This is a genomic window from Micromonospora sp. NPDC020750, from assembly GCF_044334565.1.
Lineage (GTDB): Bacteria > Actinomycetota > Actinomycetes > Mycobacteriales > Micromonosporaceae > Micromonospora.
This window is the reverse complement of the sequence record NZ_JBIRTH010000005.1, coordinates 191797-214860: the sequence shown is the minus strand read 5'-3', so window position 1 is coordinate 214860 and position 23064 is coordinate 191797. Positions and strand designations below refer to the sequence as shown.

General features: G+C 70.9%; 14 protein-coding genes and 1 pseudogene. 5 read left to right on the top strand and 10 right to left on the bottom strand.

The features are described 5' to 3' along the window. Nucleotides 1-38: 38 nt before the first annotated feature. The 6 genes from ACH4T9_RS17530 to ACH4T9_RS17505 are packed head-to-tail and all read right to left on the bottom strand — an operon-like array spanning nucleotide 39 to nucleotide 8102. Nucleotides 39-2186: an alpha-N-acetylglucosaminidase TIM-barrel domain-containing protein gene (locus ACH4T9_RS17530; RefSeq protein ID WP_396672402.1), complete on the bottom strand. Its 2148-nt coding sequence runs from the start codon at nucleotides 2184-2186 to the stop codon at nucleotides 39-41. Between the two features lie 2 nt (nucleotides 2187-2188). Then, nucleotides 2189-3490 carry a Gfo/Idh/MocA family protein gene (locus ACH4T9_RS17525; RefSeq protein WP_396672403.1) on the bottom strand — a complete coding sequence of 434 codons (1302 nt, stop codon included), beginning with the start codon at nucleotides 3488-3490 and terminating at the stop codon, nucleotides 2189-2191. 53 nt (nucleotides 3491-3543) lie between these two features. After that, nucleotides 3544-4404, bottom strand: coding sequence for a carbohydrate ABC transporter permease (locus ACH4T9_RS17520; protein ID WP_396672404.1), 861 nt, complete (start codon nucleotides 4402-4404; stop codon nucleotides 3544-3546). Next, nucleotides 4401-5357 carry a carbohydrate ABC transporter permease gene (locus ACH4T9_RS17515; protein WP_396672405.1) on the bottom strand — a complete coding sequence of 319 codons (957 nt, stop codon included), beginning with the start codon at nucleotides 5355-5357 and terminating at the stop codon, nucleotides 4401-4403. The genes ACH4T9_RS17520 and ACH4T9_RS17515 overlap by 4 nt, the downstream gene beginning before the upstream one ends. Further along, the gene (locus ACH4T9_RS17510) at nucleotides 5354-6730 is read right to left on the bottom strand and encodes an ABC transporter substrate-binding protein (RefSeq protein ID WP_396672406.1); all 1377 of its coding nucleotides are present in this window, start codon (nucleotides 6728-6730) and stop codon (nucleotides 5354-5356) included. The genes ACH4T9_RS17515 and ACH4T9_RS17510 overlap by 4 nt, the downstream gene beginning before the upstream one ends. Nucleotides 6731-6764: 34 nt before the next feature. After that, nucleotides 6765-8102, bottom strand: coding sequence for an alkaline phosphatase family protein (locus tag ACH4T9_RS17505; RefSeq protein WP_396672407.1), 1338 nt, complete (start codon nucleotides 8100-8102; stop codon nucleotides 6765-6767). Between the two features lie 134 nt (nucleotides 8103-8236). Here ACH4T9_RS17505 and ACH4T9_RS17500 point away from each other — a divergent pair, with 134 nt between their 5' ends. Further along, nucleotides 8237-9223 carry an Lrp/AsnC family transcriptional regulator gene (locus ACH4T9_RS17500; protein ID WP_396672408.1) on the top strand — a complete coding sequence of 329 codons (987 nt, stop codon included), beginning with the start codon at nucleotides 8237-8239 and terminating at the stop codon, nucleotides 9221-9223. Between the two features lie 109 nt (nucleotides 9224-9332). Here ACH4T9_RS17500 and ACH4T9_RS17495 read toward each other — a convergent pair whose 3' ends face one another. Then, nucleotides 9333-12170 (bottom strand): M48 family metalloprotease, encoded by a 2838-nt coding sequence (locus tag ACH4T9_RS17495; protein WP_396672409.1) that lies wholly within the window; start codon nucleotides 12168-12170, stop codon nucleotides 9333-9335. Between the two features lie 268 nt (nucleotides 12171-12438). On the opposite strand from ACH4T9_RS17495, the pseudogene ACH4T9_RS17490 reads away from it, so the two are divergent. Both ACH4T9_RS17490 and ACH4T9_RS17485 read left to right on the top strand, forming a co-directional pair. Continuing rightward, nucleotides 12439-12942: pseudogene (locus ACH4T9_RS17490) on the top strand (flavoprotein); the annotation flags it as partial. A 342-nt stretch (nucleotides 12943-13284) separates the two neighbouring features. Beyond that, on the top strand, nucleotides 13285-15504 hold the full coding sequence (locus ACH4T9_RS17485; RefSeq protein ID WP_396672410.1) for a S8 family serine peptidase: 2220 nt from the start codon (nucleotides 13285-13287) through the stop codon (nucleotides 15502-15504). 93 nt (nucleotides 15505-15597) lie between these two features. On the opposite strand, the gene ACH4T9_RS17480 is transcribed toward ACH4T9_RS17485, so the two are convergent. After that, nucleotides 15598-16332 carry an SDR family oxidoreductase gene (locus tag ACH4T9_RS17480; protein ID WP_396672411.1) on the bottom strand — a complete coding sequence of 245 codons (735 nt, stop codon included), beginning with the start codon at nucleotides 16330-16332 and terminating at the stop codon, nucleotides 15598-15600. A 292-nt stretch (nucleotides 16333-16624) separates the two neighbouring features. On the opposite strand from ACH4T9_RS17480, the gene ACH4T9_RS17475 reads away from it, so the two are divergent. Both ACH4T9_RS17475 and ACH4T9_RS17470 read left to right on the top strand, forming a co-directional pair. After that, nucleotides 16625-16990, top strand: coding sequence for an SCP2 sterol-binding domain-containing protein (locus tag ACH4T9_RS17475; protein ID WP_396672412.1), 366 nt, complete (start codon nucleotides 16625-16627; stop codon nucleotides 16988-16990). A 4-nt stretch (nucleotides 16991-16994) separates the two neighbouring features. Beyond that, nucleotides 16995-19088: a glycogen debranching N-terminal domain-containing protein gene (locus tag ACH4T9_RS17470; RefSeq protein ID WP_396672413.1), complete on the top strand. Its 2094-nt coding sequence runs from the start codon at nucleotides 16995-16997 to the stop codon at nucleotides 19086-19088. A gap of 38 nt (nucleotides 19089-19126) precedes the next feature. Here the strand turns inward: ACH4T9_RS17470 and ACH4T9_RS17465 are convergent, their stop codons facing one another. Together ACH4T9_RS17465 and ACH4T9_RS17460 are read right to left on the bottom strand one after the other, a co-directional pair. Then, the gene (locus tag ACH4T9_RS17465; RefSeq protein ID WP_396672414.1) at nucleotides 19127-21880 is read right to left on the bottom strand and encodes a cation-translocating P-type ATPase; all 2754 of its coding nucleotides are present in this window, start codon (nucleotides 21878-21880) and stop codon (nucleotides 19127-19129) included. A gap of 162 nt (nucleotides 21881-22042) precedes the next feature. After that, nucleotides 22043-22933 carry a universal stress protein gene (locus tag ACH4T9_RS17460; RefSeq protein ID WP_396672415.1) on the bottom strand — a complete coding sequence of 297 codons (891 nt, stop codon included), beginning with the start codon at nucleotides 22931-22933 and terminating at the stop codon, nucleotides 22043-22045. Nucleotides 22934-23064: the final 131 nt, after the last annotated feature.

Genomic DNA, 23064 nt, shown 5'->3' with positions numbered 1-23064 from the left:
CCGGCCCAGCCCTACGCCGGGTTCAGGGGCCGTCCGGGTCAGTGTCCGAGCCGGTCGAGGATCCGGGCCGCCACGTCGAGGGTGTTCCCCTCCGGGACGGCGAGGTAGCCCCCGATCGCCCCCCGCCAGGACTCCTCGTGCTCGACGATGCGGGCCCGCAGGACGCCGACGTCCGGCTCCATCCCCGCCGCGGCGGCCCGGGCCAACCAGTCCGCCCACAACTCCCAACGGGGCAGGTAGTAGTCCCGGATGAGGCCGGCCCAGTGCCGTCCGGAGTAGTCGTGCAGTCCACTCGACTGGTGTCCCCAGACGGAGATGAGACTGCGGGCGTCCCGCTCCATGACGTCGGCCTCGGCCGGCGACCCGCCCCACGCGCGGGCGTCGGCGATCCACTGGCCGACCCGCGACTCCGCGCGCGTGCCGGCGAGCTCGTCGAGGTCGAGCAGTTCCGTCCGGAACCGGGCGAAGTGGCTGAGGACGCCGTCTGCGTCGCGCTCGGCGAAGGCCGTCACGATGCCGCGGATATGGACCCGGCACCCTTGCGCCACCACGTGGCCGACCAGGTCGACGACGTCCCGCTCGACCTGACCCCGAACCCCCGCTTCCGTCGCCCGGCCGAGCAGCAACCGCGCGGCCTCGGCGATCCGCGGCAGGCCGCCGAGCACCATCGGGTCGTTCTCGGCGTCGATGTTCGCCGACTGCCGCTGCGGCTCCTCGGTCTGCGGCACGAACTCGCCGGCGAGGCGCTGGGCGGCGAACGGCGTCTCGGCCGACCACGGCCGGGCGATGACCGGCGACGGGATGGATCGGGTACGTCCAGGCCCGTAGAGCGTGTCGGCCAGGATCTGCCAGGCGGAAGCGAAGTCGTCGTGCCCGGCCGCGTAGCGCTGCCGTGCGAACGAGCGCAGCCAGTCCTCCAGCTGCGGAACGTCCCAGGCGAGGTCGGTGGCCAGCTCGTAGAAGACCGTGTTGTTCTCGATCGCCTCCGGCGCGAGCCCGATACCCACAAGCCGGGACGGCCGCGCACGCCTCAGCTCGTCGACGTCGCGGCGCAGACCGCTCAGGTCGCCGAAGAGAGCGAAGCGACCGCCGAAGTTGTGGATCGCGCACCAGACCCAGCGCCGGTCGAACATGTCGTCGCGGCGCCACATGGGGGCGTGCTCGCCCCACAGGTCGAGCAGGACTAACCGCTCCTCCGGTACGCCGGAGAGGAACGCGCGCACGCGCTCCGGCCGCCAGAAGTCGCGCTGGTAGTGGAACGGCCAGCCCTGGAGCACCCAGGTCGCCTCCGGGTCGCCGTCCGTCATCGCCTGGTAGACCGCCCGGCCGACCGCCGCCAGGTAGCCGGGCTCGCCCGACGGGGGCACCGACTCGATGAACGGGTCGACGGCGTAGTGGTGGTCGGTGCCGAACAGGCCCCGCTGGATGCTCAGGAACTCCGCGGTCAACGACGCGAACCGCTCACTGTCGGGACCGAGGATCGGGGTGAGCCAACCCTGCCACTCGATCTCACCGGCCGAAGCATCGGCGAGCTCCGGAGGCACGTGCCCCCCGAACATCGGCAGGACCGGCGTCATGCCCAGCGAGCGTTGCCGATCGAGGATCCGCTGCGCCAGCTCGACGTGACGGCTGATCCAGTCCGCCGGCAGCGGCCCACCGAACGAGTTGGTGTTACCCATCCACGTCCACGGGAAGTGCGCCGCGCTGCCGATCCACTCGTCGATCCGGGCCGTGTCGAGCCCGGCGCGCCGGAACATCTCCGCCAGCACCGCCTCGTGGCCGACCTGCATGAGCGGGTGGGTGACGCCGTGCAGCGCCATCCAGTCGATCTCCTGCTCCCAGCGGTCCCAGTCCCAGTACGCCGCCGAGTAGCCGTAGGTCACGGCGTTGAGGTAGTAACGGACCGGGAACGGGCTGGAGAGTCTTGTCGCGGGTGCCTCCGGCCACGGCTGCGGCCGGGGCTCGAGCCGTGGCTGTTCCCAGGTCACCTGGCGGCCGGCGTGCGCCTTGAGGTACTGCGAGAACGCGGACGCCGCGGCGACGGCGTCCGAGCCGCGCAGGGTGAGGACGCCGTCGCGGCACTCGTACCCGGCGACGGCGGCGTCCTCCCCGGCGGGAACCCTCTCCACCCGCACGTCGTCGGCGGTGCCGGCGACGCGAGCCACGAGAGCGCGGACCTCGTCCACCGTCACAGCTCCTCGAGGGTGTGGTTCAGCCGCGACCGCTCGGCGGCGAAGGCGACGAAGTGGCTCTCCACGCTCTCCTCCAACGAGCTCGGCGCCGCCTCGACATCCTCACCGGCCAGCGCGCGCCGGACGCGCTCGGTGAAGTCCTTCATCAGCCCGGCGTCTCCGCCCCCGTGTCCGGTGAAGGCCTCGGTGACATCGTTGACGCCCCCGGGGTCAACGGCGTCGACCTGGAACGTCTCGTCGGCCGGGTGGGTCTCCAGGCTGGGCGGCGTCTCGACGAAGGGCGTCAGGTCGATCCGGCCCGTACGCATGTCCGCGGTGATCTGGCCATGGCTGCCCATCAACGTGATCGTCCGGGTGTTCCACGCGGTGAACGCCGAGACCACCAGCGACGCCGTGACCCCGTTGCCGAACCGCAGCGCCGCCGTCTGATGGTCGACGACGTCGTTGTCCATCCGGTAGACGCACCGCCCGTAGTCGGTCATCCGCAGGGCCTGCCGTCGGCCGGCCACGCTCGTGTCGTTCGTGACGACCGTGACGGGCGGCCCGTTGACGGCGGCGAGCTGGTCGACATACAGGCGTTCGGCGTTGTAGGGACAGGTGTCGGCGACCGCGCAGCCGTCGATGCAGCGCTCGGTCGACCCCTTCGGCGCGTGCTCGACCCGGAAGTGGCGGCGTTCGCCGAATGAGGCGACCGCCGTGCACGGCGACCCGACCAGCCACCGGAGGATGTCGATGTCGTGACACGCCTTCGCCAGCAGCATCGGGCTCGACTGGTCGGCACGGTGCCAGTTGCCGCGTACGTAACTGTGCGCGAAGTGCCAGTACGCGATGTTCTCGATGTGCGAGATGCCCTGTAGTTCGCCGATCCGGCCCTCGTCGAGCAGGCGGCGCAGGGTGCCGAAGAACGGGGTGTACCGCAGCACGTGGGCGACGGTCACCGTGCCGGGGCTGTCGCGGGCCGCAGCCGTCAGCCTGTTCAGCTCCTCGGGCGTCGGCGCGATGGGCTTCTCGAGCAGGACGTGGTGGCCCAGTTCGAGAGCGCGGAGGGTGGGATCGACGTGATCACGGTCCGGTGTCGCGACGATGACCGCGTCCCACGGCCCACGCGTCGAGAGGGCCTGCGGCCAGTCGGTGAAGCGTTGGGCAGCCGGGATGGCATGCGCGTCACCCAGCCGGTCGCGGCGCTCCGCGTCGGGTTCGGCGACCGCGACCACCCGAGCGGCCTCGGGGTGCTCCAGGCACCACGTGGCGTATGCGTGGGCGCCGCGTCCTCCCGCGCCGAGTACGAGCAGTCGCACTGGACCCGATCCCGGTGTCACAGGGCCTGTCACGTCGATGATCCTTTCGGTGTTCACTTGTCCGCCCCCGCCGTCAGGCCGGCGACCATGTAGCGCTGGGCGAGGAAGAAGATGGCGATGACGGGCACGGTCACGGCGATGGAGCCGGCCAGCAGCACGGTCACCGGCACCTGGAAGTCGGTCAGCTGGGCGAGACCGAGCGGAGCCGTCCATCGTGACCGGTCCTGGACGAGGAACAGCAACGCGTAGAAGTACTCGTTCCAGGCGATCATGAAGACGTAGATGGCGGTCGCCACGACGCCGGGCAGCGCGATCGGCAGCACGACCTTGCGCAGCATCGTCGGCAATGAGCACCCGTCGAGCAGCGCCGCCTCCTCGACGCTCTCCGGCAGGGCGAGGAAGTAGTTGCGCATCATGTACAGCGCGACGGGGACGGTGGCGGCGACGTAGACGACGAGCAGCCCGACGAGCGACCGGGAGAGTCCCAACCGGCTCAGGATGACGAACTTCGGCACCGCGAGCACGATGCCCGGGAACAGGTAGACGGCGAGGATGATCCCGCTCGTGAACCGGCGGCCCCGGTACCGCAGGCGCGCGACGGCGTACGCCCCGAAGATGCACGCGACGATCGACACCACGACGGTGGCGAGGGCGACCAGCAGGGAGTTGAGCACGAACCGGCCGAGCCCGAAGCCGCCCGCCGACTCGTCCTTCATCGCCGTGACGTAGCTGGACAGGTCGATCTCGCCGAGGCCGGGGACGATGTCGAGAGGCTCCAGCAGCACCGCGGAGTACGGGCGCAGCGAGAGCAGCACCCCGTAGAGCACGGGCCCCACCGCGCAGACGAGCGCGACGGCGATGAGCGTCCACCGCAGGACGTTGACCGGGCGCGAGGGCCGCATAGCTGAACTCACAACGCCTCCTTCCGCCGGGAGAGCAGGACGTAGCCGGCCAGCAGCACGCAGAGAACCAGCGACATCAGCAGTCCGTAGGCCGCGGCGCTGCCGATGTCGGACCGGGTGACCAGTTCGGTGTAGACCTTGATCGCCATGACCTGGGTGCCGCCGGCGCCCTCGGTCAACAGGTAGACGTCGTTGAAGTTCTGGAACGACCAGATGAACCGGATCAGCAGCAACAGCAGGAGCACCCCCCGCAACTGGGGGAGGATGATGTGGCGCAGGTTCTGCCACCGGGAGGCTCCGTCCAGCGCCGAGGCCTCCTCGATCCCGCCTGGCACGTTCTGCAGCCGCGCGGTGACGAAGAGGAAGGCGAGCGGGAACGACTTCCAGATCTCGAAGGCGATGACGACGAGCAGCGACACCGGGACGGGCAGGCCCGCCACGTCGGTCGAGGTGGTGCTGAGGAAACCGACGGGATTCTGCCAGCCGAGGTATTCCTGACCGATCGCGTTGACGATGCCGTACTGCGGATTGAGCATCGTTCGCCAGATCATGGCCGCCGCGACGACCGGCAGCACGTACGGGATCAGCAGCAGCGCGCGGACGATCCCCTGGCCGCGGAAGGGGCGGCGCAGGGCGAGGGCGAGGGCGAGGCCGACACCGATGGACCCGATCGTGGTCAGGGTCGCGTAGATGACGGTGGTCCAGAGCGCCCCCCAGAACGCCTCCGACTGCCAGGCGTCGACGATGTTGTCGAACGTCCACTCGATGGTGGAGGGCGACAACCGGGGGATGTCGATCAGTCTCGTGTCGGAGAACCCGAAGACGAGGACCAGGAGGAAGGGGAGCAGGACGACCAGGCCGATCAGCAGCAGAGTCGGGCCGGTGAGCAGCTGGCCGTTCAGGTTCTCTCGCTGGGAGCGGCTCAGCCGCTCCCAGCGAGAGAACCGGCCTGAGGGCGTGCTCACAGGCCGGCCTGGACCTTCTTGACCTCCTCGGCCATCCCCTTCGTCACCTTTGCGGGCGACTCCCCGCCGTAGAGACGCTCAAGGAACTGCGCGAGCACGTTCTCCGCGGTGACCGCCCCGGCCAGGGGCGAGTCCTTCGTGCCCATGCCCCACAGGCTCACGGCGTTGACGCCGTCGCGGATCTGGGTGACCATCTCCGGGCCGTACAGCTCGGCGACGGAGCTCTTGGCCTCCGGCCCGATGCCGAGCTTGCCCCACGCGTCGAGGTAGGCGTTCGGGTCGGCCTTGGTGCCGTTGCGCAGCGGGATCCGGCCCTCGGTCGCCGAGGCGAGCGTGTCCGAGTAGCCCTCCTCCATCATGAACTTGATGAACTCCTTCGCCCCGGCCGTGTTGGCGCCCTCGGGGATGCCGTAGCCGAGCGTGGCGCCGTACTGCGCCGGGTGGTTCCGGTCGAGCACGGTGATGAAGCCGGAGTTCTTCGAGAGGAACGCCGGGTCGGCCTTGCACTGCGGGCACGTCGGCGGGTTGGCCTTGTCCAGCCCGGCCAGCTCGTCGAGGATGTGGGTCGAGAAGAGCAGCATCGAGGCCTTGCCGGCGAGGTACGCCGCCCGCGCGCTGGTCACGTCGAAGTCGCCCTGCGCGCTCGAGTCGCGCAGGACCTTGAACTGCTCAGCCGCCCGGGTGCACTCAGGCGAGTCGATCTTGATGTTGCCGTCCTGCACGAGCTGGCAGCCCGCGCTCTGGAACATGGAGTAGATGCCCTCGGTGCCGGACGGGGTGCCGGCCTGGGTGCCCATGGCGATGCCGGTCACCCCGGTCGCCTTCATCGTGGTGGCGGCCTTCGCCACCTCCTCGAGGCTGGCGGGCACCTTGACGTTGGCGGCCTGGAGGAGGTCCTTGCGGTACACCAGGAGGTGCACCCAGCCGTCGCTCGGCACGGCGCCGACCTTGCCGTCCAGGCTGAACGCCTTCAGGGCGTTCGCGTTGAACGTGTCGGCACCGAGCTCCTCGACGACCTCCTCGGCGGCCTTCGTGTTCAGCAGCCCCTGGGACCGCCAGGCGGCCGTGGTCGTGGCGCCGTGCAACATCACGTCCGGTACGTCCCCGGAGGCGGCACCGGTCGCCAGGGACTGCTTCTGGTCGGCCTCGCTGAGCGGGACGACCTTCACTGCGATGCCGGTCTTCTCGGTGAACCGGGCCGCGACCTTCTCCTGCGCGGCGACCCGCTGCGGGGTCGTCTGCGGCGTCCAGAAGGTGATCTCTTTGGCCTTCTCCGCCTCCGACTCGCCCGATCCGCCGCAGGCGGCGAGGGTGGTGAGCGCGGTCGCGGCGGCGATCGCCGCCGCGAACCGGCGCTTGGTCAGGTGGGTCATGTCGTGCCTTTCCTTGATGTGCGTGTGGTGACGATCAGGACCGCTCGATGGCCCCGCGCATGACGCGCCCCTGTGAGGTCGCCGGCGGCTGGACGCCGAGCAGTGCGCTGATGGTGGCGGCCACGTCGACCAGGCCGACGTTGCGCAGTGGGACGTCGCGACGGATCCCGGCTCCGGAGAGCACCATCGGGACGTGCGCCTCCGGCAGCGCGCCGTGCGAGGCGCGCGGGGCGCCGTCGGTGAGCGTGGACAGGTGGTACGGCTCGACCGGCTCCACGACGAGGTCACCGAGCTTGTCGCTGGCGTTCATCCGGCGCAGGTCCCGCTCGTCGTGGACGGCCGCGATCCCCGGGATGCCCTTAATGATCTTGGCAATGCGGCGCGCGTTCTTCGCAGTGTCCGCCCTGCCGCTCAGGGTGATGTCGGCGGTGCGCGGGGAGGCCACGATGACGATCTCGCTCGTCGGGTCCGGTACGCCTCCCGAGGAGGAGATGACCTGGACCTTCAGGCCCGTCACGGACAGCCGGTCGAGCACCTCGGGCAGCAGCGGAACGGTCCACTCCCGGGCACCGTGGTCGGCGGTGACGAGGAAGGCCGTCCGGTCCAGGATACCGGCCTCGCGGGCGGCGTCGCGGACCCGCCCGATCTGGGCGTCCACCCGGGCCAGGGCGGCCGGAAGGTCGGGGTCGGTGAATCCGCCGTCGTGCAGCGCGCCGTCGACGTCGTCGCAGTAGACGGTGATCAGGTCCGGGATCGCGGCCGGGTCGACCATCGTGCCGCCGGAGTTGACGGGCTCGCCACGCAGCAGCGCGATCGCCTGGTTGGCGCGGGTCTCGCAGTTTCCGCCCGGCTGGGTGTACAGCGCGGCGGGGTCACCGTACGTGGCGCCGTAGTTCTGTACCGCGTACCACTGGAGGTAGGCCGAGGTGCGGTCCTGCCGCTTCAGCGACTGGGCGATCGTCTCGACGCCGGGCTCGATGTACCGCTCCTGGGAGACGCCACGGTTGGTTTCGTGGTTGTAGTAGTAGCCGGTGTTGCGGTGCACGGCGGGGTACGCGCCGGTCGCCGTCGTCGTCCGGGACGAGTTGGAATACGACGAGTACGACCCGTCTGCGACGCCGTGGGCGCCGTTCTCGATCAGTGCCCGGATGTTGGGCAGTTCCGCCAGGTCGGCGTAGCGCCCCTCAAGGAAACGGGGGTCGAACCCGTCGAAGTCGAACATGATCACGTGCTGCGCGGGCCGCGCTGGGCTCTTCGCCTTGTCGGACGACGCCGACGCCGTGCCCGCCGGCAGCACAGCCGCCGCGAGCAGTGCAACCGTACCCGCCGCGATGCCTCTGGCCGCGTTCGAGCGCCTGATCGGATGCGCCACCTTCTGCCTCCCTCAACCCCTTGGTAGCCGTGGACGAGAGTCTGCCGGAGGCACGAGGCAGATTGTCAAGATCGTGGTGTGAGATGCAAGATTCCGGTATGAAGAACCGCTCAGGTGACGGGATAGACGGATCCTTGGACGAACTCGACCGCCGGATCGTCGGCGCGCTGCTCGCTCACCCGCGGGCCACCCACGCGCAGATCGGCGAGGCGGTGTTCACCTCGGAGGCGACCGTGTCCCGGCGGATCCCGCGGCTTCTCCGCAGCGGAGCGGTCCGGGTCATCGGCGTCATGGACGGCGAGGCGACCCGCCGGGCGCGATCACTGTTCGTCCGGCTGCGCTGCCGTCCGGACGCCGCCAGCCGTTCGGCCGAGCACCTGGCCCGGTGGGAGGAATGCGGATCGGTCAAGCTGCTCACCGGCAGCGTGGACTGCCTGGCCGAGGTCTCCTACACCTCCAACGAGCACCTGCTCCAGCTCATGTTCAAGCAGTTGCCAGGCCTGGACGGCGTCCTCGCCGTCTGGAGCAACCAGGTGATCCGCAGGTTCGCCACACCACACAACTGGAGCCCGAGCCTGCTGCCGGCGGAGGTGGTCGACAGGCTACGGGCGCAACGGACGGATCGATGGGACGAACAATCGCTCGTCGAGGCGCCGCAGCGGCTCAGCCCGCTCGACGAGATGATCGTCGCCAGCCTCGCCAAGGACGGCCGCCAGGGTTGGCAGCAGATGGCCGAGCGGTGCGGCGCGAGCCCTGCCACCGTACGGCGGCGGGCCGAGGCGATGATGGCGGCCGGATTCCTGCGCATGCGGACGGTTGTCGAGCCCAGCGTGGTCGGGCTCACGGTGAACGCGTTCATCTTCCTCAGCATCAACCCCACCCAGCTCGGGCAGGCCGGTGAACTGCTCGCCGAGCACCCCGCCGTCCTCATGATCGCCGCGACGACCGGGGACCGGAACCTGTGTGGCGAGGTCGCGCTGGAGAACGACGCCGCGCTCTACGAGTTCCTGTCCGGCACCATCGGCCAGCTGCCCGGCCTGCAACACGCGGACATCGCCGTTGCCCTACGTTCCGTCAAGCGGGCGGGGATGGTCCTGCCGCTCATGCCGAGCCCTCGTTGACCGGACGCCAGGACGGTCCGCGCGTCGACCGGATCAGGGCCCGGTGCCCGGGGTCGGCCGACAGCCGCGAGCCGTTGCGCGACGGCGTCCTCCGGCCTGGCGGACCCGCTCAGCGGAAGATCGCCTTCCCCATGTCGGGCACGTCCCGCCCGAGCGACACCAGCTGTCGGATCGCCGTGAGGTACCCGGCCCGGTCCCGGTGCCCGATGGCGAGGTCACAGGCGCCGCCCGCCTGCCCCGCCCTGGTCAGCAGGGCATTCCAGGCAGCCTGGCCCTGCGGGTCGGGATGGCGGAAGTACCGGCGGGCGCCGGCGACCCGTTCGGAGAGGTCGACGCAGCGGGGCCGCACCTCGGTGTCGATGAACGCCCAGTCGGTCAGTGCCCGGTCCGTCCCGTCGGCGGTGAGCTGATCGAGCCGCCGCAGCACGTCGAGCAGGCCGGTCAGGACCTCGTCGGCCCGCTCGTCCCCGCCGAGCGCCCGCCAGGCGTGCACCTGCGCCGCCCGCACCGTGGGTGAGGTGGCCTGCGCACTGAGCACGGGAGCCAGCGCGGCGGAGGCGGTGGGCGTCGAGGCAGGTGACCGGAGGTCGGACACGGTCACGGCGGCGGTCAACGCCGCCATCAACAAACACGGCGCCACCACCAATGCCCGGCGCGGTGTCAGCCGGCTGGGGTGGACCGGGGCGGGGGAGTCGTCCCCGGCCCGCCGGGCGACCGCGGCACGGGCGCGGAACCGGCGGAGCGTCCTTCCTGCCAGCGTGCCGAGGGCGGCGACCGCGACGGCGAGGAACACGCCCAGGCCCAACGTCGTCGGAGCCAGCAACGTCAACAACGACCAGCCGCCCAGGGGATCGGGCCGGCACGACGACGCCAGGATCGTGAGGGGACGGACGCAACCGTCGACCGAGGCCAGCGTGGCGGTGGTGACCAGCCCGGCCAGCCCGGTGGCGCCCGCCACGACCAGGGCCTGGATCAGCGGGCAGCGGTCCGCCAGCGCGGCGGTGACCCCGGCCGCCAGCCACATGACACCGATGACGACGACCATGAGCCACGTCACGTAGGCGACGAGGTGGGTCTGTTCCCGACTGGCGATAACCGGCGACCACACCCGCAGGGCGGCGGTTGCCGCCACCGCCGCCACCGTGACACAGAGCGCACCGATCCCGGCGGCGGACAGGACCGGTCGCGGCCGGATGGGGCCGGTGGCGCGGGGGAGCCAGGCCAGGAACGGGAGGACCCAGAGTGCCCCGGTGGTCCAGAGCAGCTCCGGGCTCCTGCTCAGGGCCAGCAGCACCGGTAGTCCGGGAGCGAGGGCCAGCAGCGGTCCCTCGTACCCGTGGCCGCCGGTCAGGCTCTGCTCGTGTGCGTCGACGAGATCGCCGCTGAAGGACAGGAGACCGCCCGCGAGGATGGTGCCCTGGGCCTCCCACCATCGCCACCACAGGGCCAGCACGAGACAGCTCACGCCGAGCCCCACCAGCAGCGGCCAGCGTCGTCGCGCACCCGTCGTCCCGGCGGCCGAGACCTGGGCGTACTCCGCCGTCCACCAGACGGCCGCGAGCCCCGCGAGCACGGGCAGCACCAGGAAGACGGGCTGCTCGGGGAGCAGGTCCCAGACGCTGCCGGTGCGACCGACCGCCAGCTCACCCACGACCAGGCCGACCCCCAGCCAGCAGCCGGCCGGTAGCCCGGAGGGTGCCGGGCCGGTGGTGAGCGCCGCGTGGGTCACGGCCGGCCAGAGCAGCAGCCCGGTGGTCGTGGTGACCAGGACCGCGACGACCACCGCCACGGCCCAGCTCTCCCAGCTGCCGGTGACCCCCAGCAGGGACAGCAGCGCCGGCATCCTGGTGGCGGCGATCGTCGCCGTCGCGCCGGTCAGGAAGAAAGGCAGCGCCCGTGGCGTGAACAACGCCCCCGGATCGGCCAATGACCTGAGCCGCTGCTCCCAGCTCGGATGGGTGTGCCAGAGCGAGGCCCCGGCGGCCACCAGCCGCCTCGTGGCGAACCGGGGGGAGGCGGCCCGTTCTGCCACCTCCGGCCCGGCGGCGGCCTCCCAGAGCCGTACGTCCGCGCCCCAGCGCCGGGCCGTGAGGTCGGCGTGGAACTCACGGCTGCGCAGGATGTCCGCGCGCGCCAGGTAGACCAGGACGATCGTGACGGCCAGCATCGCCACGTGGTGCGCCACCCGGGACTGTTCCCGCGTCGCCATGTACGAGCCGGCCGTGTCAGGCAGGCTCACGGCCGCGATGTACGCCAGATCGAGGGGGACGACCACCCCCAGCAGGATCCGCCACAGCGAGACGGTCGCGTACGTGATGTCGACGTCGCGGTTGTGCAGGTGCGCCAACTCGTGCAACACCACCGCCCGGAAGCCCTCGGGCTCACGGTGGCGCTGGGCGACCAGGCCACCGTCCAGGCAGACGGTGTAGCGGCGCAGCCGGCCGAAGACCACAGCGCCGGTGGTCGGCACGGCGGGAGCGATGACGAAGCGGGGTGGGCGGCGCAACCCGGCCACGGCAACCAACTCCGCCAGGGTGGCAGTCAGCCCGCCGTCGCCGTCGACCTGCTCGACCGGCACGACCCGGCCCCGCCGCCCCTTCCACATCGGTAGCACCCAGTACAGCACCGCCGCGCAGACCACCAGCAACAGCAGCGCCGCAGGATTCCACCACCACGCCAGGGCCGGCACGAAGCGGTCCACACAGGTCTCGAACGCGGACTGTTGGTCGACCGTCCGCAAGCTCACGTCGAGGTCGCTCAGGCCCGGGTCGCCTCCGGCCGCGAGCCCGCAGCCGACCCGTACGCCGTTCGGGTCGGTGCGTGCCTTGATGAGGTTGGCCGTGATGACCGCGGCGGTCCCCACGAAGAGGACGATCAACAGGACGAACCGCGGGAGGGTACCCGCGTTCGACAGCCGCTGGTGCGCGGGCGGAGACTCCGCTGGCATCGTCGGGTCCGGGGGCGCCGACATCGTGGGGCTACCGCCCGCCGGCCTGGTCGACCGACCCCGACGGGGCGTCGCCAGCCAGGGACAGCCGGCCACCGGCTGGGCGGCCCGTGCCGAGCCGTTCGTCCGCGCGTCGCGCTACCGGCTCCATTTCCGACCCCCGTGGTGTCGCCGTCACCTGCCGTCGCTGATCCTATTGATTGGCGTCGAGAAAACACACCGGCGTTTCCGTGCCGAGGACGACGAGCTTGCCGGTCAGGGTCCCGCCGTCGCCGCCACCGGCTTCCGCCCCGACCACTCCATCGCCACCGAACTGCGCCTGGACCTGGGCCCGGTCATGGGCGCCACCCGCGCCCTCGCACCGCTGATCGACCCGAACGAGCACTCCTGCGGCACCGTCCCCCCGCACGGCGTGGACGAGTTGTCCCACCCCGAGGCCGGCTACCACGCGGTCGGCGCGAAGAGCTACGGACGGGCGCCGACGTTCCTCATGGCCACCGGCTACGAGCAGGTCCGCTCCGTCGTCGCCGCGCTGGCCGGGACCTGGGACGCCGCCCGGGACGTCCAGCTCGACCTGCCCGAGACCGGCGTGTGCAACAGCAACCCCGCCGACTCCACCGGCGACGACTGCTGCGGACCGACCCCCGCCGCCGAGCCCGCCGGGCGGGGCCTGGCCACCGGCATCTCCGGCGGCCTCCTGGCTGCGCCGCCGAGCCTGGTCACCCTCAACGCCGCCCCCGCCGCCCGGACCGGCGGCTGCTGCTCCGACTGACGCCCGCCACCAACAGCGGCACGGTGCCCGCCGGCCATCCGGTCGGCGGGCATCCACCACCCGCGGCCGGAGCCTGACCCCGCAGGAGATGCGGATCGCGCGGCTGTCGCGTAATGGCTCGACAATCGAGCCATTGTCGAAGGTCTATGATTTCCCTCTGGCAACGAAGGCGCTCCCATCCGGGATTCCTGTAATCGGAGGACAGCGTACGGCAGTGCGAGTCCGAATCACATATCTAACCATCGATGCCTCCTGGCCCTAGCATCTGTGTCAGGCAGATGCAGCGTTGTCGGTCGATGTGTCACAAGCGCGTCGACCGGGGATCGTAAGGAGGCTGGAAGGATGACAGGTTCGTCTCGGCGCCGTTGGCGTCTTGGACTGGCGGCCACCGCGGCCACCACAGTGGTGGCCCTCGGGACACCGGCGATGGCGGCGCCGGCGGAGGGGGAGATCCTCCATGCGGGCGGTGCCACCGCCGTCGCCGACTCGTACATCGTGGTCTTCAAGGACACCATGGTGACCCGTTCCCTGGTCATCGACAGTGCCAAGGCCCTCGCCGCCCGGCACGGCGGCACGGTGGCCCGGACGTACCAGAACGCTGTGCGTGGTTTCGAGGCGCGGCTGTCGGCACAACAGGCCCGTCGACTCGCCGCCGACCCGGCGGTCAACTACGTCGAGCAGAACCGCACCGTGTCGATCGCGGGCACCCAGACGCCCACCCCGTCCTGGGGCCTGGACCGCATCGACCAGCGCATCCTCCCGCTGAACAACACCTTCACCTACCCGAACAACGGCGCGGGTGTGCGGGCGTACATCATCGACACCGGCATCCGGTTCACCCACAGTGACCTGGGCGGCCGGGCGGTCACCGGGTTCGACGCCATCGACGGTGGCAGCGCCGACGACGGCAACGGGCACGGTACGCACGTGGCCGGCACCGTCGGCGGCACCGCCCACGGGGTGGCCAAGGGTGTCAGCCTGGTCGGGGTGCGGGTGCTGGACAACGCCGGTAGCGGCACCTACGCCCAGGTCATCTCGGGCATCGACTGGGTGACCGCGGACCACGACCCGGGCGAACTGGCCGTGGCGAACATGAGCCTCGGCGGTCCCCTCGACCAGGCGTTGAACGACGCGGTCACCGCCTCGATCGCCGACGGCGTCAGCTACGGCGTCGCGGCCGGCAACGAGACCACCGACGGGTGCACCAAGTCGCCGGCCAGCACCCCGACCGCGATCACCGTCGGCGCCACCACCTCCACCGACGCCAAGGCCAGCTACTCCAACTACGGCACCTGCCTGGACATCTTCGCCCCCGGGTCGTCGATCACCTCGGCCTGGAACACCAGCGACACCGCGACCAACACGATCAGCGGCACGTCGATGGCGGCCCCGCACGTCACCGGCGCCGCCGCGCTGGTGCTCGCCGCCAACCCGTCGTACACCCCGCAGCAGGTACGCGACAAGCTGTACAACGACGCCACCAGCGACGTGGTGACCGGCGGTGGCACCGGCTCGCCGAACAAGCTGCTCTACACCGGCAACATCATTCCGCCGACCCAGGACTTCAGCATCGCGGTCGCACCGGCCGCCGGGGCGGTCAACCCGGGCGGCTCGCTCACCGCGACGGTCAGCACGACCACGACGATCGGCAGCCCGCAGACGGTGGCCCTGACCGCGTCCGGCCTGCCCGCCGGCGTGACCGCGAGCTTCAGCCCGTCATCGGTCACCTCGGGTGGCTCGGCGACCCTGACGCTCAGCACCGCCGGCACGACGGTGCCGGGCACCTACTCCGTGACGATCAGGGGCACCGGCCCGGAGACCACCCAGAGCACCTCGTACGCGCTGACGGTCAACGGCCCGCCGGGCTGCTCGCAGACCAACGGCACGGACGCGTCGATCTCGGACAACAGCACGGTGGAGAGCTCGGTCACCATCTCCGGCTGCGCCGGCACCGCTTCGGCGGCCAGCACGGTCGCGGTGGACATCGTGCACACGTTCATCGGTGACCTGGTGGTGAGCCTGGTCGCGCCGGACGGCTCGGTCTACGCCCTGCACAACCGGACCGGTGGTTCGGCCGACAACATCAACCAGACCTACCCGGTCAATCTCTCCAGCGAGACCAGCAACGGCACCTGGCGGCTGCGGGTGCAGGACGCGGCCTCCGGGGACTTCGGCTACCTCAACAGCTGGACGCTCAAACTCGACGGCCCCGTGACCCCGGATTGCAACGGCACCAGCGACACGGACGTGACGATCTCGGACAACAGCACGGTGAGCAGCACCATCGCGATCGCCGGCTGCGCCGGCAACGCCAGCGCGACGAGCACGGTCGCGGTGAACATCGTGCACACGTTCATCGGTGACCTGGTGGTGAGCCTGGTCGCGCCGGACGGCTCGGTCTACGCCCTGCACAACCGGACCGGTGGTTCGGCCGACAACATCAACCAGACGTACACGGTCAACCTCGCCAGTGAGGTCCGTGCCGGCACCTGGACGCTGCGGGTGCAGGACGCCGCCGCCGGGGACGTCGGCTACATCAACAGCTGGACGGTGGCCCTGTAACACCACGCCGACCGGTTCCCGCCGGTCCCGACGTCCGGAGCTCCGGCCCAGGCCGGGGCTCCGGATCGACGCGTGCGGCCCTGCTCCGGCGGCTCAGGCGGCGCCCCCGTTGACGTACAGCACCTGGCCGTTGATCCAACGGGCCGGGCCGGCGAGGAAGGCCACCACGTCGGCGGTGTCGCTCGGGTCGCCGAGCCGGTTCATCGGCGACATCGCCGCCATCTGGGCGATCACCTGCTCGTCCTTGCCCTCGAGGAAGAGCGCGGTGGTGGTGGCGCCGGGCGCGACCGCGTTCACGGTGATGTCGCGCCCCCGTAGCTCCCGGGCCAGGATCAGGGTGATCGAGTCCATCGCGGCCTTGCTCGCGGCGTAGGCGGCGTAACCGGGCAGGGACAGCCGGGGCGTCGTGCTGGAGATGTTGATGATCGCGCCTCCGGGCCGGACCCGGCGGGCCGCCTGCTGGTCGACCACGAAGGTGCCGCGGACATTGGTGCGGTGCACCCGGTCCAGGTCTGCGAGATCCAGTTCGGCTATGGGGGAGTGCATCGCTATCCCGGCCGAGTGCACGACGACGTCGATCCCGCCGTACGTCCGCTCGGCGGTGTCGAAGAGGTCGGCCACCGCGAACTCGTCGGCGACGTCGGCCTGCACCGCGACGGCGTCTCCGCCGGCGGCGATGACCTCGGCCACGGCCTGCTCCGCCTCGACCTTGCTCGTGGCGTAGTTGAGCACAACCGCGAAGCCGTCCGCCGCCAACCGTTCCACGGTCCGCCGGCCGATACCATGGGAGCCGCCGGTGACGATCGCGACACGCTGCGAGACGGTCATGATTAGCTCTCCTTGATCCCTGAAGGGCCGTCGCGGTGGGGCTGCGCCGGAGACCGGATTAGATCAAACGAAGACCTTTGATGTGCACGGCCACCCCACCTGCCCTTCCGTCGGGTACCGGCAGGCCGCCCCGCTCGGCGTGCCCCGCCGCCTCGCCCGCCGACGACGGCGATCGTGGCGCGGCGCCGAACTTCCGCAGGCACCGGCGCACTTTCCCGCCACCCGCCGAGAGTTAGGACCCGCGTGCGCTGGGTAGGCGGCGTGCGCCCTTACCAACGGCTGTGGAGGTCGGATGACGGCGATCAGCGCCTTCTTCACGCGGTTGACCGAAGTTGGCCAAGACCCACGGTTCTGCAAGGTGCGCGGTAACGTCCGGTTCGACATCCGGGACGGGGATCGGGTGGAGCAGTGGCTGCTGGACATTGATCATGGGCGGTTGCGGGTGACGCGGGACGCTGGTCCCGCCGGGACCGTCATCACCACGTCTGCCGAGGTCGCGGATGCGATGGCGCGGGGTGAGCTGAACGGCCTCGCCGCGATCACGCGGGGTGAGATCCTGGTCGACGGGGACCTCGGCCTGGCGCTGCGGATCGGTCGGCTGTTCCCGGTGCCGCCTGCCGCACAGCGGCAAGCAGTCGCCCACCGCGGAGGAAAGTGACCCGATGGAGGACACTCCGGGCACCGTGTCGTGCATCGACGGAAGCACCTTCATCGTGTCGGACGCCAGCGGTGACGTGGACGCCTCGCCCGCCACCCCGGTCGGGTTGTTCGCCGCCGACACCCGTTTCCTGTCCCGATGGGTGCTCACCGTCAACGGCGAGCGGTTGACCGCGCTGTCGGTGGATGACAGCCAGTACTACGAGGTGGCGTTCTTCGTGGTGCCGGGCGGGCGGGTCGACTACGTGGAGGCTGACGTGTCGGCGATCCGGCGGCGGCGGATCGGGCCGGATCTGACCGAGTCGCTGACGGTGTTCAACTACGGCGAGCAGGACGTCGACCTCGACGTGCGGTGGGAGGTGGCGGCCGACTTCGCCGACATCTTCGACATCAAGTTCGACATCCGTGACAAGGCTGGCAGTTACTACACCCACGTCGGTCCGGACGAGCTGCGTCTGGGCTATCGGCGCGGCACGTTCCAGCGGGAGGTGTCCGTGTCGGCGAGTGAGCCGACCACCTTCGATCCGCACGGTCTCCGGTTCAGGCCTCGGGTGCGGCCCGGACAACAGTGGTCGACGCAACTGCGGGTGGTCATGCGGGCGCTGCGCCCGGACGGCGTCGACCTCCGTTCCGCGGTACGGACCCTGCGTCCGGACGAGTCCACCCTGCCGGAGAGCGTGCGCGCGTGGGTCGCGGCGGCCCCGCAGTTGGACACCGAGAACACCGCGCTGCAACAGGTGTACCAGCGCAGCCTGGTGGACCTGGCGGCGCTGCGCTTCGCCCCGCTCTCCCTCGGCGGCTCGACCGTACCCGCGGCCGGGCTGCCCTGGTTCATGACCCTGTTCGGCCGGGACAGCCTGCTCACCTGCCTGCAGACCCTGCCCGTCACGCCGTCGCTGACCCCGCCGACACTGCGGATCCTCGCCTCACTACAGGGCGCCCGGACCGACGACGTCCTGGAGGAGGACCCCGGCCGGATCCTGCACGAGTTGCGCTACGGCGAGTCGGCCGCGTTCGAGGAACAGCCGCACTCGCCGTACTACGGCACCGTGGACGCCTCGCCGCTGTTCGTGGTGCTGCTCGACGAGTACGAACGGTGGAGCGGCGATGCGGCGCTGGTGATCGAGCTGGAGCAGGAGGCCCGAGCGGCCCTGGCGTGGATCGACCAGTACGCGGATCTGACGTCCACCGGCTACGTCTCGTACGAACGACGCAACCGGGCCACCGGCCTGGAGAACCAGTGCTGGAAGGACTCCTGGGACAGCATCTCCTACGCCGACGGCAGACTGCCGGGTTTCCCCAGGGCCACCTGCGAGGTGCAGGGCTACGCCTACGACGCCAAGGTTCGCGGGGCGCGGCTGGCCCGTACGTTCTGGGGCGACCCGGCCTTGGCCGACCGGCTGGAACGCGAGGCGGCGGCGCTCAAGGACCGCTTCAACCGGGACTTCTGGATCGACGACCGCGGCTACTACGCCCTCGCACTCGACCGCGACGGCACCCCCGTCGACAGTCTGTCCTCCAACATCGGACACCTGCTGTGGAGCGGCATCGTCCCGCCGGAGAGGGCCGGGCAGGTCGTCGAGCACCTGATGAGCCCGGCGCTGTTCTCCGGCTGGGGAGTACGCACCCTGGCCGAGGGGCAACGCCGCTACAACCCACTCGGGTACCACAACGGCACCGTGTGGCCGTTCGACAATTCGTTCATCGCCTGGGGTCTGCGCCGCTACGGATTCGCCACCGAGGCTGGCCGCATCGCCGAGGGCATCATCGACGCCGCCGCCTACTTCCAAGGTCGGCTTCCCGAAGCCTTCGGCGGCTTCGCCCGTGACACCACCCGATACCCGGTCCGTTACCCGACCGCCGGCAGCCCCCAGGCATGGTCCAGCGGGGCCTCTCTGCTGCTCATCCGGACCATGCTCGGCATCGACCCCCACGAGGACCATCTCGCCGTGAACCCCGCGCTGCCACCCAGTTTCAGGCGGATCGCACTGCTGGACATCCCCGGCCGCTGGGGCAAGGTCGACGCCTTCGCCCGCCACCGCCCGGACCACCTACCGACCGACGACACAGGCCACCGTCTCGCACCCTCGCTGGAGTAGAACCCGGGTGTGGTCGCCACCGGATCTCCGACGGAAGGTCAGGGGGTCCCCGCATACGTCTGCGCCGTGCTCCGGCGGCGGAGCCTGGCGCGCGTCCAGGCCTTGTCGAGCTCACCGGCGATCAGGATGGTGGAGCCCGCCGCCACGCACGCCAGCCACTGGCCGGAGGTGAGGTCGACGGTGGCGAAGAAGCGGCGCAGGGGATCCATCTCGACGACCAGGACCACAAGCCCGACGACGACCGCGACGGCGATGAACGCCGACGGGTTCCGCAGTGTCTCGCGGGCGAAGACACTGCGGCTGAAGTGCCGGACGTTGAGCAGGTTGAACACCTGGAAGAACACGAAGGTGACGAAGGCCATGGTGCCGGCGACGGTGGCCAGCCCCGGCGCGGGTTCGGGGCCGGGCGCCAGCACCAGAACCGCGAGGGTGCCGGCGGCCATCACCGCACTGGCCAGCAGGATCCGCCCGAGCCGGTGCCGGGTGAGGATACGCTCGCCGGCGGGCCGTGGCGGCCGGCTCATCGCGTCCTGACTGATCGGGTCGACGCCGATGGACATCGCCGGTGGGCCGTCCATGACGAGGTTGACGAAGAGGATCTGCAGGGCGGTGAACGGCGTGCCGCCGGCGATGCCGGTCAGCGACGCGACCAGGAACGTCAGCACGAAGCCGAACGCGGTCGACACCTGGAAGCGCGTGAAGTTGACGATGTTGTCGTAGATGCCGCGGCCCTCGCGGACGGCGCGGACGATGGTGGCGAAGTTGTCATCGGTGAGGACCATCGTCGCAGCCTCGTTGGTGACCTCGGTCCCGGTGCGGCCCATCGCGATACCGATGTCCGCCCTGCGCAGCGCGGGGGCGTCGTTGACCCCGTCGCCGGTCATCGCCACCACGTCACCGCGGGCCTGCAACGTCCGAACGATGCGGATCTTGTGTTCGGGGGAGACGCGGGCGATCACCCCGATGTCGTCGAGTCGGCGGGCAAGCGCGGCGTCGTCCTCGATCCGATCGAGGTCGGTGCCGCTCACCGCCGTCCCCGGGATGCCCAGCTCGGCGGCGATCGAGCCGGCCGTGACGACGTGGTCCCCGGTGATCATCCGGACGCGGATGCCGGCGGCCCGGCACTCGGCGATGGCCTGTCGCGCCTCGGGCCGGGGCGGATCCACGATCCCCACCAGCGCGACCAGGACCACCCGATCGAGCATGTCCTTGGGGTCATCGGTGGGTTCGAACCCATCCGCCGGAAAGTCCTGCGCGCCGACCGCCAGCACCCGCATGCCCTGCTCGGCGAGCATCGCGTTGGCCTGGTCGTAGTGGGCCCGGGCGGCATCGTCGAAGGGCAGGATCTCCGCACCGCCGAGGTGGCGGTCGGCGCGGGCTGCCAGCACGTCCGGGGCGCCCTTGACGAAGGACCGGATCGTCTCGCGGCCGTGCTCGTCGGTCCATCGGTGGAACGTCGCCATGAACTTGTAGTCGGCGTCGAACGGAATCTCCAGCAGCCGGGGGCGCTCACGGCGCAGGCCGGCTACGTCGATGCCGCCCTTCTCGGCGAGCACCACCATGGCGCCCTCGGTGGGGTCGCCGACCAGGTCGCCGTCACGCAGCACGGCGTCGTTGCACAGCGCCATGGCGATCAACGCTTCGTCGAGTGTCCCGGGCAGCGGAGAACCGTCGGTGGTGCGGATCCGTCCGTCGGTGCGGTAGCCCTCCCCGGAGACGGTGAACCGCCGACCCGCCAGCAGTATCTCCCGGGCCGTCATCTGGTTGAGGGTCAACGTGCCGGTCTTGTCGGTACAGATCTGCGAGGTGCTTCCCAGCGTCTCCACCGACGCCAGCCGCTTGACGATGGCGCCGCGTCTGGCCAGCCGGCCGGTGCCCATGGCCAGCGTGAACGCCACCACCGCGGGCAGCCCTTCCGGGATGGCGGCCACCGCCAGCGACACCGCGCTGATGAACAGGTCCCCGAAGTCCTGCCCGCGTACCAGGCCCAGCACGAACACGATCACGATGACCGCGCCGGCGACGAGGGCCAGGGTTCGCCCGAGCGTGTCGATCTGGCGCTGCAGCGGCGTCGGTCCCGGCTTCGCCTGTTGCAGCATGCCGGCGATGCGGCCGGTCTCCGTCGCCATCCCGGTCGCGGTGACCACGGCCGCCCCCCGACCCCGGGTGACCATGGTGTTCATGAACAGCGCGGTCGTCCGGTCTCCCAACGGGGCCCGCTCGTCGATCTGCGCGTCCGCCGCCTTCGCCACCGCCTGCGCCTCGCCCGTCAGCGACGACTCCTGCACCTCCAACGAGGCCGACGTCAGCAACCGGCTGTCGGCGGGCACCCGGGCGCCCGCCTCCACCGCGATCACATCCCCGGGCACCAACTGCGCGGCGTCCAGCCGCACCAGCCGCCCGTCCCGGCGAACCGTCGCGGTCGTGACCAGCATCCGCCGCAACGCCTCCAGCGACGCCTCCGCCCGCGACTCCTGAACGAAGCCGATCGTCGCGTTGAACAGCACCACCACGGCGATCGCGGCCGGTGTCTCCCATTCCCGACTCACGATCAGGCTGACCAGCGCCGAGACGAGCAGGATCAGGATCAACGCATCCTGGAACTGCCGCAGGAACGCGCGCAACCGCGACTCCCGCGCCGCTTCGGTCAGCCGGTTCGGACCGTGGCGCTCCAACCGGCGGGCCGCCTCCTCGGACGACAGGCCGGTCGCCGGGTCCACTCCCAAGTCCCGGACGACGTGCTCGGCGGGAACGGCGTACCAGGCGTGCGCCTGCGTCGCTGATTGGGCCATTGTCCCATCATTCCCGGCCATACCCCTCCGTACCCCGCAAAGATCAAGACTGCCGTGGGCGGGCATCGGCTACTGCGGTGACCCGATCGTTCGTCGGCCCCTGTCCGCTCCGAACGTTCTTGGTCGCCGGTGCTGGATCGAGGCGGCGTCGGGCCAGGGGCGTCAGCTCCCGGCGGTGGCACCCCGGTGGTGGAGGATGGCCACGGGAGCGTGCGCGTGCTGGAGCACGGCGTGGCTGACCGAGCCGAGCAGCAGGCCGGCGAGCGCGCCCCGGCCGCGGGCTCCGACAACCACCAGTTGGGCCGTCTTCGACTCCTCCACCAGCACTCCGGCCGGTGAGCCCCGCATCAGCCGCTGCTGGACCGGCACGTCCGGGTACCGCGCCGCGAAGCCGGCCACGGACTCGGCGAGAGCGCGTTCCTCCTCCGCGGCGAGCGCCTCCAGGTCGTACACCAGCGGCAGGATGTCACCCGGGCCGAGCGGCGCCGGGTAGAGCCAGGCGTGCACCGCCACCAGCGGGACACCCCGGCGGGCCGCCTCATCGAACGCGAACTCGATCGCCTCGGTGGTGAATTCGGAGCCGTCCACGCCAACCACCACCGGGCCGTCGGCGCGCGACTCGCCGCGCACCACGAGCACGGGGCACGCCGCGCGGGCGGACAACTGCACAGTGGCCGAGCCGATCAGCAGCCCGGCGAAGCCGCCCAGGCCGCGGCTGCCCAGCACCAGCAACGAAGCGTCGCGCGACTCGGCGAGGAGCACCGGAGCCGGCGAACCGTCGACCACCGCGCCGGTGACCTCCACCTCCGGGGCGATCCTGCCAGCTTCGGTCACCGCCTCGGCGACGTACCGCTCGGCCTGGTTGCGCAGCCCGGCACCGGCCGGGGCGCCGGGCGCCGGATCGACCGTGACGCGCATCAGCGGCCAGATGAACGCGTGCACGACCCGCAAGGGGCGCCGACGGCTGGCAGCCTCCCGAGCAGCGGTGCGGACCGCGTCCAGCGCGATGGCAGAACCGTCGACACCCACCACGACCGGGGCACTGCTGTCCATGACAGCTCCCTTCCTTGGGCTCCTGCTGTCCCAACCCGCCCTGACGTTGATCAGGCTGGTGATCCAGCCTACCCAGCTCGCGGGTGGTGAACGGCAGCCGGCCCAACCGGGGTGACCTGCGTCAACTCTCG

Bases quoted from the DNA above. Each gene is read 5' to 3' on its own strand.
- ACH4T9_RS17510 (WP_396672406.1), bottom strand. From the start codon at position 6,730: ATGACCCACCTGACCAAGCGCCGGTTCGCGGCGGCGATCGCCGCCGCG.
- ACH4T9_RS17495 (WP_396672409.1), bottom strand. From the start codon at position 12,170: ATGCCAGCGGAGTCTCCGCCCGCGCACCAGCGGCTGTCGAACGCGGGT.
- ACH4T9_RS17485 (WP_396672410.1), top strand. From the start codon at position 13,285: ATGACAGGTTCGTCTCGGCGCCGTTGGCGTCTTGGACTGGCGGCCACC.
- ACH4T9_RS17480 (WP_396672411.1), bottom strand. From the start codon at position 16,332: ATGACCGTCTCGCAGCGTGTCGCGATCGTCACCGGCGGCTCCCATGGT.
- ACH4T9_RS17475 (WP_396672412.1), top strand. From the start codon at position 16,625: ATGACGGCGATCAGCGCCTTCTTCACGCGGTTGACCGAAGTTGGCCAA.
- ACH4T9_RS17470 (WP_396672413.1), top strand. From the start codon at position 16,995: ATGGAGGACACTCCGGGCACCGTGTCGTGCATCGACGGAAGCACCTTC.
- ACH4T9_RS17465 (WP_396672414.1), bottom strand. From the start codon at position 21,880: ATGGCCCAATCAGCGACGCAGGCGCACGCCTGGTACGCCGTTCCCGCC.
- ACH4T9_RS17460 (WP_396672415.1), bottom strand. From the start codon at position 22,933: ATGGACAGCAGTGCCCCGGTCGTGGTGGGTGTCGACGGTTCTGCCATC.